The 8,597-nt window shown below is 57.6% G+C and carries 13 protein-coding genes; 5 read left to right on the forward strand and 8 right to left on the reverse strand.

All coding sequences use genetic code 11. From position 1 onward, the window contains the following. On the forward strand, nt 1–840 hold an 840-nt coding region (locus ACP5J3_RS08490; RefSeq protein WP_428495293.1), incomplete at its 5' end, for a DMT family transporter. A 9-nt stretch (nt 841–849) separates the two neighbouring features. Continuing rightward, the gene (locus ACP5J3_RS08495) at nt 850–1,653 is read left to right on the forward strand and encodes a nicotinamide mononucleotide deamidase-related protein (RefSeq protein ID WP_428495294.1); all 804 of its coding nucleotides are present in this window, start codon (nt 850–852) and stop codon (nt 1,651–1,653) included. Here the strand turns inward: ACP5J3_RS08495 and ACP5J3_RS08500 are convergent. Next, nucleotides 1,643–2,128 (reverse strand): hypothetical protein, encoded by a 486-nt coding sequence (locus ACP5J3_RS08500; protein ID WP_428495295.1) that lies wholly within the window; start codon nt 2,126–2,128, stop codon nt 1,643–1,645. The genes ACP5J3_RS08495 and ACP5J3_RS08500 overlap by 11 nt on opposite strands. Before the next feature lie 31 nt (nt 2,129–2,159). Between ACP5J3_RS08500 and ACP5J3_RS08505 the strand changes: the two genes are divergently transcribed. Beyond that, on the forward strand, nt 2,160–2,741 hold the full coding sequence (locus ACP5J3_RS08505; protein ID WP_428495296.1) for a lysostaphin resistance A-like protein: 582 nt from the start codon (nt 2,160–2,162) through the stop codon (nt 2,739–2,741). Here the strand turns inward: ACP5J3_RS08505 and ACP5J3_RS08510 are convergent. The 7 genes from ACP5J3_RS08510 to ACP5J3_RS08540 are packed head-to-tail and all read right to left on the reverse strand — an operon-like array spanning nt 2,738 to nt 6,858. Next, nucleotides 2,738–3,277 carry an ATP-binding protein gene (locus ACP5J3_RS08510; protein WP_428495297.1) on the reverse strand — a complete coding sequence of 180 codons (540 nt, stop codon included), beginning with the start codon at nt 3,275–3,277 and terminating at the stop codon, nt 2,738–2,740. The genes ACP5J3_RS08505 and ACP5J3_RS08510 overlap by 4 nt on opposite strands. Before the next feature lie 59 nt (nt 3,278–3,336). Then, nucleotides 3,337–4,269: a Gfo/Idh/MocA family oxidoreductase gene (locus ACP5J3_RS08515; RefSeq protein WP_428495298.1), complete on the reverse strand. Its 933-nt coding sequence runs from the start codon at nt 4,267–4,269 to the stop codon at nt 3,337–3,339. Then, nucleotides 4,266–4,724, reverse strand: a complete 459-nt coding sequence (locus ACP5J3_RS08520) for a hypothetical protein (RefSeq protein ID WP_428495299.1) — start codon at nt 4,722–4,724, stop codon at nt 4,266–4,268. The genes ACP5J3_RS08515 and ACP5J3_RS08520 overlap by 4 nt, the downstream gene beginning before the upstream one ends. A gap of 22 nt (nt 4,725–4,746) precedes the next feature. Next, complete coding sequence (locus ACP5J3_RS08525) at nt 4,747–5,244, reverse strand: hypothetical protein (protein WP_428495300.1); 498 nt, start codon at nt 5,242–5,244, stop codon at nt 4,747–4,749. Next, nucleotides 5,241–5,534 carry a DUF211 domain-containing protein gene (locus ACP5J3_RS08530; RefSeq protein ID WP_148682996.1) on the reverse strand — a complete coding sequence of 98 codons (294 nt, stop codon included), beginning with the start codon at nt 5,532–5,534 and terminating at the stop codon, nt 5,241–5,243. Before ACP5J3_RS08530 ends, ACP5J3_RS08525 begins: the two co-directional genes overlap by 4 nt. A 23-nt stretch (nt 5,535–5,557) precedes the next feature. Beyond that, entirely contained in the window at nt 5,558–6,550 is a 993-nt protein-coding gene (locus ACP5J3_RS08535; protein ID WP_428495301.1) for an RNA-guided pseudouridylation complex pseudouridine synthase subunit Cbf5, read from the reverse strand. Beyond that, nucleotides 6,547–6,858: a 50S ribosomal protein L14e gene (locus ACP5J3_RS08540; RefSeq protein ID WP_428495302.1), complete on the reverse strand. Its 312-nt coding sequence runs from the start codon at nt 6,856–6,858 to the stop codon at nt 6,547–6,549. Before ACP5J3_RS08540 ends, ACP5J3_RS08535 begins: the two co-directional genes overlap by 4 nt. A 333-nt stretch (nt 6,859–7,191) precedes the next feature. On the opposite strand from ACP5J3_RS08540, the gene ACP5J3_RS08545 reads away from it, so the two are divergent. Both ACP5J3_RS08545 and ACP5J3_RS08550 read left to right on the forward strand, forming a co-directional pair. Continuing rightward, nucleotides 7,192–7,593 (forward strand): YkgJ family cysteine cluster protein, encoded by a 402-nt coding sequence (locus ACP5J3_RS08545; RefSeq protein ID WP_428495303.1) that lies wholly within the window; start codon nt 7,192–7,194, stop codon nt 7,591–7,593. 12 nt (nt 7,594–7,605) lie between these two features. Further along, nucleotides 7,606–8,502, forward strand: coding sequence for an ATP-binding protein (locus ACP5J3_RS08550; RefSeq protein WP_428495304.1), 897 nt, complete (start codon nt 7,606–7,608; stop codon nt 8,500–8,502). The last annotated feature ends 95 nt before the right edge of the window (nt 8,503–8,597 follow it).

Below are 8,597 nucleotides of genomic sequence, written 5' to 3' on the forward strand. Positions count from 1 at the left end.
AGCGCGGCGATTTTAATTAGGCTGACGCCCGCCGATCCGGTGGCGATCACCTTCTGGCGGCTGGCCTTCGCCACGGCAATAGTGCTTATGCTCGGGGCGTGGAGGGGGCTGGGCCTGCCGAGGGGCCGCGCCCTCATGTACTCAGCCCTCTCTGGCGTGTTGCTGGCTGTGCACTTCCTCAGCTGGATCCCCTCCCTCTTCCTAACCACAGTGGCGGCCAGCACCACCCTCGTCAACATCCACCCAGTCCTTATGCTGTTTCTATCGAGGCGAATCGGGGAGAGAGTTGGCGGCGCAACCGCCGCCGGCGTTCTGCTGGCCGTGGTGGGTAGCATATTTATCACGTTCTCGCCAGGAGGCCTCTTGGGCAACGTCCTCGCCCTAGCCGGCGCGGCTTCCTTCGCGGGCTACCTAGCGCTGGGGAGGGTCGTCAGGGCGTCGGTGGGGACTTTGGGATACGCCGCCGTGGCCTACGGCGTCGCCGCGCTAATCTCCCTAGTGGTGGGCCTGTCTCTGGGGAGCAACATGGTTGGGTATAACGCCTATGTGTTTGTAATGTTTCTCCTCATAGCGTCTATACCAATGATGCTGGGCCACACTGTCTTTAACTTTCTGCTCGGCAGGTACAGAGCGGTGACGATAGCGGCGAGCACCCTGGGGGAGCCCGTGGGGGCCACGCTACTCGCTATACCGATCCTGGGCGAGGTGCCGAGGGGCGCCGTCCACGTCGCCGCCCCGCTTCTGGGGTCTCTGGAAATCCCCCTGCAGGCCCTCGGCGTCTTGATCACCCTGCTCGGGCTCGTGCTGGTTATTAGGGAAGAGCTTAAATCCACCACCTAACTAGCTGTGATGCATAAAGGCGTTGCTTGGATTCTGTCGATCGGAAATGAGTTGCTCATCGGGAGGGTGGTCAACACCAACGCGGCGTGGCTCGCGGGCAAGTTGACTTTTCTCGGCTACGCAGTGAGGCGGATACTCGTCGTGCCGGACGAGGAGGACGACATAGTGGAGGCTTTTAGAGAGGCTGTGGAGAGGGCGGATGTGGTCGTATCAACCGGGGGGCTGGGACCCACGCCTGACGACATTACAAACCTGGCCTTCTGCAAGGCGGTAGGCGCAGAGCCCGTGGTTAACGAGGAGGCGTTGAGGATGGTTAGGGAGAAGTACGAAGCCCGCGGCTACCCCCTCACACAGGAGAGGATCAAGATGGCGATGATGCCGCCCGGCGCCAAGCCGTTGCCCAACCCGGTGGGGACAGCCCCCGGCATTCTCTACGAGGTTGGCGGTAAAGTCGTGGTTATCCTGCCGGGGGTTCCCAGGGAGATGGAGGCTATCTTCGAGAGCCACGTCGAGCCTCTGCTGAGGGGACGGGGGCCTCCTGTCTACTTCTCGGAGAGGGTGGTCGTGGTGAGGGGGGTGCCTGAGGCCGACGCGGCGCCTCTAATCAGAGAGGTCATGAGAGTCGACCCCAGGGTCTACGTTAAGTCGCACCCCAAGGGGTTCGAAGTAGATGCGCCGCTTCTACATATACACATCTACGCCAGCGCGGAGAGTAGAGAGGAGGCCGAGGTGCTTGTGGAGAGGGCGGCGGGGAGGCTCGTGGAGCTTATCAAATCGCGGCACGGCGAGCGGGCCGCCGTCTCTACAGGCTGAGCACGCCGACCAGCCAGAGGTATGTGTGGCCGAGAGATGGGGCCCCGCCTATATACACCGCGCCGTTTCTCACCTCCACGCCGGCCCTGCCGGTGTACACCTCGCCCCACGTGTCGAACCTCTTCCCAAGCACGTTCTCGACGTGGGTCTTGATCTCCCAGTAGGCCCTGGCCTCTCTCACCGCCGATGCGGCGGCCTCAACCCTAGTCGGCAGTACAAATCTCAAGAGCCAGAGCCTCCCAGCCGTCTTTATAAAATTCCTATTTGCCCTACCGACCGCGTCCACGGCCTCTCTATATATCTCGGCAACCTCCTCCATGTATGTCCGCAGATCTAACACGCCAACGGCGAGGCCGCCGGGCCAGCCGGCGTTTACTAGAAAGGGTCTGTGGTACCTCTCGACCCTACCCCAGTTCGTAAGGTCGATGTAGAACTTCTTCTTCCCCACGGCAGACGCGGCGACTTGGATCTCCACAGCTTAAATAACCCACGGGTTGTTTATATATGTGCGCCTCGTTGCGCTGGCCTTGTCGATACCAGTGATGTTCATAGCTATGGGCGTGGCGGCGCTCTTGGCGCCTAACTGCGTCTCGGCGTCTCTGGCAGTGGCGTATCTAGTGCTTACGCCACTGATCTACTACGCAAGGCCCTTCGCATTTAGGCCCAAGTACTTCGCCATCTCTCTCTTGATATTCACAGGTCTGTGGGGGCTGGAGCTGGTCCTGCAACCGCTCCTCCGCCAATACGACTCGCTACTCCAGATGTTTATACAGACACTCTCTACATGCCCCCAGTGGAAGCTCTACTTCTTCACCTCGGCGGTGGTTCTGGCTCCCCTGGTGGAGGAGACTATTTTCCGCGCCATGCTTTACACAGAGCTTGAGAAGAGAGCTGGCCAGCTTGTGGGATACATGGGCAACTCGCTTATCTTCGCCGCGGTTCACGGCGCGGCGGCGTTGCTACCTCTCTACTTCGCCTACGGGCTGGTTCTGACCTACGCCTTTAAAAAAGGGGGTATAACCGCTTCGATGGCTCTACACGGCTTGAATAACCTAGTCGCACTCCTCCCAATTCTCCTCGGAGGTTAAATCACCACAATTTCGGAAGTTCTCCCAATAAAGCCAAGGCCAAGAGGAGCCTTGACGACAGGCCTCGCCGCTACCTGCCGCTGGAGGTAAATGGTAAACCCGTCGCCGAAGAGTATGGTTAGCGTGTCCATATCTATTTCTCTAAAGGCGGCTACCACCTGTCTCTGTCTGACGTCTCTCACAAGGTTTCTATACGCCGAGCTGTAGCTCCACAGCAACTCGCCATCGTCTAGCAACACGACGTCGCCGCCGGCCTCCGCGCCTATGAGGCCTATATTCCTCGCGCCGTAGTGCTTCAAGTAGTCTCCCAGCCCCCAGCCGTACTTTGCCCACTCCAGCTTTACATAGGCGGCCCCCCTCCCCGATCTGGAGAGGTAGAGGCCCAGCTTACGCAACATAGCGGTTTTGCCGCTACCAGGCGGCCCCACTATGTATACGTTCGCCCCGCTTAAGGCCCTGGAGAGAGCCAGCTTGAAGTCCTCGCCGAGATCCAGCTTCTCAACCTCGTGGATACTGAGCTCCTCACCGGCTTTCATGAAGAGGCTGGGTTGTTGTTAAAAAACGCCAATTCGTAAAGTAGGTGGCGTATACGCCTCTACAGCTCGTCGAGGTTTACCACCCTACCGGTTTTTACCGACAGCGCGGCGGCTTCACAAAACTTCATTGTGTATACAATATCGTCTCTGCTGACCACCTCACCCCCGGCGCCAGAGGCGGCTTTTATAAACTCCCTATCTTGTAGGAGAAGGGGCTCCGCCACTTCAAGCCTGGGGCGGTATACCCCCTCCTCGCCGTAGAAATAAGCCTCGTCTGAGGCGAAGTCCACGACGAATATGCCCTGCTCCCCGGTCAGCTCAAGTTTTCTAAATCTATATGGCGTGAGCCAGTTGGCTTCGTAAATCGCCGACGCGCCGTCGTAGTGGGCAAATATCTGCACGTGGTCCTCGTAACCCCCCCTCGTGGAGCCGCCGGAGGCGTAGACAGACACAGCCCTCCTCCCCGTTATATACGTTACGAGGTCGATGTCGTGAATCGCCAGGTCTTTAATAACCCCGACGTCGCCTGGCCGCAGAGGCCACCTAGAGGTCCTCTTGCCGTAGGCCGTAAGAAAACGCCCCAGTTTGCCGAGGTTGTTTTTGACATACCTCACGCCTTGGTGGAAGCGGAGGAGGTACCCCGTGCTCACCAGCGTCCTCCCGGCCAAATCCAACAACTGGTAGGCCTCTTGAAGGCTCGCGGCGAAGGGCTTCTCCACCAGGGTGGCCACCCCCCTGGTGAGAAACGCCGCCGCATGCGCCGCGTGGAGGGTGGTCGGCGTGGCTATAATCGCGGCGTCGACGTCTAAACCAGCCGCGGCGTCGACTCCCTTCACCGGCACTGCCCCGTACACCCTCTCAGCCCACCTGAGTCTAGACTCGTCGACGTCGACGGCATACACCACCTCCACAAGGCCCTCCCCCTTAAGTTGCGCCGCTACGCGGAGATGGTGACGCCCCCAGCCTCCTATACCCACAACGGCGACTTTCATAGATACGCGACGTATCTCACAAAAGCTGGGTGGGGGGGCTTTCTATACACAACAACCTCTCTAAAGCCCTGCCTCGGCCTTACAAACACCCTGACGTACTCCTTCAGCGGCCCGACGTGTATCTTCAAAACCTTGGCGTCCTCGAACTCCTCCACCTCTCCATCCACCGGGTTGCTTGCCAGGTCGGGCAACAGTACCTTCTTGTTTTCACGTATAATGTCGGCGTCCATTCTATAAGCCCAGAGCTTCTCCACGGCGACTCTGCCGTACTTCATGTCTGTTATTAAGTTCTCCATCTTGCGGAAATCCACGTCGAGGGCCGTGGCGAGGTAGGGAATCTCGTTGCGGGAGAAGTACTTATGAACCGGCACCTCGAAGGAGATTATCTCCACATCGCCGATCTTTTCCCTAAATAGGCGGGTGGTTCTCAGATACTCTACTGGTAGAGTAGCCACGTCCCCTCAAGAGGTTAGTTATTTAAGTTATGAGGGGGAAGGCCAGGCCCACGGCCACGCCCACCGACACCGCCAAGGCTATCATCGTGGCGAGCTCCAGAAACTCCCTCCATGAGCTCCCCGCCAGCGCTAGGCTCGTCGCCACGACCACAACCGCGACGGCCGCCACCGCCGCGTGCGGCGTGAAGTGGGCAGGTATTAAGACAGCCAAGGCGCCTACAAAAGACGACGCGAAGTTGAGAAGCGCAGATCTAGCCGTGGCGTAGAGGGCACGGGTATGTAGCAGAGTCCAGCCCCTCTGCTCCTCTCTAAGCGTGAGCTTATAGGTAGTCTCCCTCACCTCACTCATCTGGTGGGAGTACTCGGCAACGAACACAGTCAAGGCGCTTATCGTGGAAACCACAACGGCAATAGACAGCGCTAGATCCAAGCCGATCTCGCCTCCCCTAATTAGCAACGAGGCGGACAGAGTCCCCGCCGTGATTAACCCGTCTATCACACCGAGGACTAGGTACCTCACGCCGTCGTCCCAGCCTCCGGGATGTACTCCCCCACCACCACCTCGTCCACAGAGTGCACCACTCCCCCCACCTTTTCCAAGACCTCCTCCAGCTCTCCGTAGTCGATGTCTACCCCCTCCACGACAATGGCAAGCCCCAAGACGTCTACATCCACGTCGTCAACCGTGACGCGGACAGCCTTGACGCCCTCCACTTTGTAAAGCTCCTTAGCCACGTCTACAATTGTAACTCCCTTTGTCGGTATTGCGGCGTCAATCACAATACGACGAATTGGAGGACGTTGCCCCACGTATTACATCAATAATTCCACTTTTAAGTTTTTGCCCTCGTCCCTCTCTTCCACATCGCCGGGTAGGTGCCGCGCCTCATCACAACTCTATCTGTGCGCACAACGAGGCCCCTCTCCATTTTCTTAACCTCCTCCGAGCTTGCCAACGCCCTGCCGATCCCGATGAGCTCCCCCTTGAGCGTAAACATGGCCACGAGATCCCCCGCGGAGAAGGGCGTTTCGAACTTCGACACGCCGGGAGCGGCGAGGGGGGCGCCGTTGCACAACGCGTCGACCGCGCTGTCTCTCACCCATATCTTTGGGAGGTGCCTAGCCGCCTCCTCAATAGGCAACAAAACCCTCCTCAGGTAGGTGTCGTCTCCGTAGCGCCTCCATATATAGTACGCATCCGCCAGGTCCTGCAGAGTCACCGCCTCGTCCTCGGAGTAGCACGAAACGGCGACGCGCCTCAGCTCCCTCATGTTGGCCCCCACCCCCAGGACTTCTCCTATGTCGTGGATGATTTTCCGCGCATATGTCCCAGCCTCGACGTGCATTTTAATAACGGCGTACCGGCCGTCCAGCTCTAAAAGCTCAAGCGAATACACATGGCGGGTGCGCAACTGCCTCTTGACGGCGGACCGCAGAGGAGGCTTCTGGTAGATCACGCCCTGGAACTCCTGCAAAACCGCCCTAAGCCTCTCAACGTCGACGTCGCCGTGAAACTTCGCCACGGCTACATAAACCTTGTCCGACCGGGAAAGCGCCATCAAAACCTTCGTCCCCTCAGCCACCGCTATAGGCAAAACCCCCGAGACCTTCGGATCCAGAGTACCCGCATGGCCAGCTCTGTCTACGCCAAGTATCTTCTTTACCCAGGCGGCCACCTCGTGGCTACTCGGCCCCCTAGGCTTGTCCAGTATAACCATGGAGTATCTTATATGTTCCTCAGCAGATCTCTGAGACGGCGGCTTACCCCACTGAGGATTCGTAGACTCCTCAATTTTTACAAAAACCTCCCTAGTCCCGCACCTCACCTAACCTCCGCCTTGGTGAGTCCAGTGAGGCGAGGCCTCACCCTCTCGCGCATGTACTCAACAAGCCCGGCGGCCTCCAGCGCTTTCAAGACCTCCTCGTCGGAGGCCCCCCTCTTAATCTCAATCTTCTTGTCCGTGGGCTCTATGTGGTTTACGTTAACCCGCCTCCTCTTAACGCCGGTAAGAGACTTCGGCCCAGTGATAATTACATAGTTCGCGTCTACGATGTCGACAATGACTGCCTTTCTACCAGCCTCCCTCCCCAAAACCTTAACTACGACCCTGCCAACGTCCAGGACCTTAACCATGGGAGGAAAAAAGAAGAAGGTTTTAAAAATCTTAACGCCAAAAGCCTCTTACTTCTTTTTCTCCTCCTTCTTCTCCTCTTTCTTCTCCTTCTTCATGTGGGGAACGTCTTTAATACATTTTTAAATCTATCTTTAAAATTTTTTAAATAGTACTCTAGTTGTTTCACCGGCGGCTTCGTGAATAATCACATATTTAAAGAGGGTTCTTTATACAATTAAATTTACAAACATCAAAGGCACACCTTTATAAATTCATATTTACTAATTTCGAAAATATTATTTACACATATTAAAGCAACGAGGAGTTTAAAAAGGGATATTAAGGAGAAGGCCGTGTTCAGCTGCCCCATCGGATGTCCCTCTGACTGTTGCAAATTTGAATCTATAGAAGAGGCTCCCGTGGTTCTAGAAGATGAAATCCCCATCCTCACTAAAGAGGCGGAGAAAATAGGCGTGAAGCTCACATTTAGAGAATACGGCTTCTACAACGGCGTGAAGCTGTACAAGTGGGTAATAGAGGGGTGGTGCCCCTTCTATAAGGGCAGGTGCACAATCCACGAAAAAAAGCCGCTAGCCTGCCGAATGTACCCCCTAGTGCTGAATCTAAAAACCGGCGAGATATACCTCTCCGACAAGTGCCTATGGGTCAAGATCAACGGCCCCAAGCCCCTCGACCACTTCCCCGCAGAAAAAGAAGCCCTGAGGCGGCTGGTGGTCAAGCTTAAAATCAAGTAGACAAATAGCCACGTGGTTGAATTCGTCATAGAAGACGAGGCCTACACAGACGACGAGAGGCTGGCAGTAGCCGTCGGGCTCTCGGCAACCTTTAGACAAGTCCTCGTGAAGGCCACTCCCAGCAGAGAGGCTCTGGAAGCCGCGAGAGGCGCGGCTTGGGGCGCCCTGCTGATAACCCCGTGCCCCCCCGGGCTGGAGTGCTTCACAAATCTGGAGAAAGCCATCGACCACTCGGAGATATACTCCACACCCGTGGGCTACGAAGGCCCCGCTCCCGCCGCGGCGAAGAGACGAGTCTCCACCTTTAACAAACACTACATGAAGCCGTGGAGGTGGGCCAAAGGCGGCGAGAAGAACGGGGTAGGGCACGAACTGCTACCCCTAATGGCCTGCCTATACCGCCTCCTGAAGATGACGGACGCCGTGCCTATAGTAGTCTCCGACGTGAGGCTGACGCCGGCGGCCGGCGCGCAGCCCGACTACATGGTCGTCCCAACGTGGCACGAGCCCGCCGAGGTCGCCGAGGTTGTGGACATACACCTCCCCCCACTGAAGGCGTCTGCGATAGCCCTCGGCATACTTATCGGGGGGTACAACGCAGGTCCCGTCGTAGCAGTGGCCAAGAAAGAAGACCACCTCATCACCAAAGTGGCCGAGCTCGGCGGCTACGCAGTGGTCCTAGACCACCCCGGCGACGCCTGCGATCTATTTAAGAAACGCATAGTTGGATACGCTGTTGAGAGGAGGCCATACCGCGTCGAGCCCACCCTCTGCGACAGATGCGGCGACTGCCTAAAAACGGCGTGCCCCGCCATAGCCCCCTCCCGAGCCGGCACACCCCAGATACTAGACACGTGCACTGGATGCGGGGCGTGCGCAATCCTATGCACAAGAGGCGCCATAAGATAACCGTCACGCCCGCTTCGGTGAAGATAGATGACAAAGAGATACAAATCGGGGGGCTGAGGCCGGTGGATCTCCTACTCGCCGCCCTGGCCTACGGC

Source organism: Pyrobaculum sp., assembly GCF_049971835.1.
Lineage (GTDB): Archaea > Thermoproteota > Thermoprotei > Thermoproteales > Thermoproteaceae > Pyrobaculum.